This window comes from Nostoc sp. 2RC, from assembly GCF_014222165.1.
GTDB lineage: Bacteria > Cyanobacteriota > Cyanobacteriia > Cyanobacteriales > Nostocaceae > Nostoc > Nostoc linckia.
Map to the genome: position 1 here is coordinate 1 of NZ_JACKZU010000702.1, position 1,363 is coordinate 1,363.

A 1,363-nucleotide genomic window follows, 5' to 3' on the forward strand; every position below is an offset into this window, starting at 1 on the left:
CCCCCCATCCCCCCATCCCCACTGCTATGGTTCAAAGTCGCTCTACTCCATCTATCCGCATTCAATTAACGCCAATGCAAATTCCTGAAGCTTTACCTGTGGGGGGCTTAACCTTTGCCAATGAGGAAAGCGTTGATGCAGCAGGACGTAGTTTACTTTTGCATCCTGGACACCCAAGTGAAATGATTGTCCAAGTGCAAAACTTAGAACAGCGACCATTGCAGGTAAACTTCAGGATTGAGGGAAATTTTCCCAGTGAGTGGTGTCAAATTGGTACGGAAGGTAGTGAGATTCCACCGCGCGGACAAATGGACGCAGTGTTGTACTTTTCTATTCCAGAAACATTTTTTGAAGACCAACAAGCCATAGCCCCAGGAAAAACAGACAGACTAACTCTGAATTTTCGTAGCCTAGTTACTCTACACATCGACCAAGGTACAGACAACGAACAAATCTACAGAAGCGAATATTTTGATTTATATATCCGTCCCTACACCGCCTACATGGAATTCTTGCCTATTTTGTATCGTGAAGTAGACTTTATTGGTCGCTTTATGAAAATATTTGAGCAAGCTTTTCAACCAATAATTGACAGTTATAACGTCATGTGGGCAAACCTCGACCCCCTGACAGCGCCCCAAGCACTCCTACCCTTTATGGCTCATTGGGTTGCTTGGCAAGTAGATTCTGTTTGGGATCTCCAGCAACAGCGCCGTTTAATTCGTCGTGCAGTAGAACTTTATCGCTGGCGAGGAACTCGTAAAGGATTGCGTCTTTATTTACATCTTTATACAGGCTTACCATTAGACGAACATTTACCCAATGAAGCAGATAAACATATTAGTATTACCGAACCTTTTGGCCCAGCTTTTATTATTGGAGACGCACAACTGGGAAGTGCAGTTTTAGCCGGTGGACAACCATATCATTTTGTAGTTCGTTTGCGTTCTCACATTTCCAGTGGCATTATCAACGAACAGCTGATTCAAAAAATCATCGAACAAGAAAAACCAGCTTTCTGTACCTACGAATTAACCATTGAAAATCAACGAAATTAAAGAATTCAAAATTCAGAATTCAGAATTCAGAATTCAGAATCAATGAGCGTAAAGAGGCATAAAAAATTAAAGATAAGTTAGCCTTCAACATAATACACCCTACTACCGTGACAAGGCTAAAATAGTGCATTAGTAAACTCTTGTGGGTTGGGCATCTTGCCCGCCCGGACGGGTGAGGACACCCATCCCACAATAAAATCTATTGCAACATTTAAAACTTGTCACGCCACTACCTCTAATTTAAAATTGCAAATGAGATGGGTAGTATTTTTTTAAATTTACATAACGAACTTATAATCTAAAAT

Annotated in this window: 1 protein-coding gene; it reads left to right on the forward strand. The window is 41.2% G+C overall.

The window, feature by feature from the left end; translation table 11 throughout:
• A partial coding sequence (locus GNE10_RS34515) for a phage tail protein (RefSeq protein ID WP_311774913.1) occupies nucleotides 1-1,058 on the forward strand: 1,058 nt, incomplete at its 5' end.
• Nucleotides 1,059-1,363: the final 305 nt, after the last annotated feature.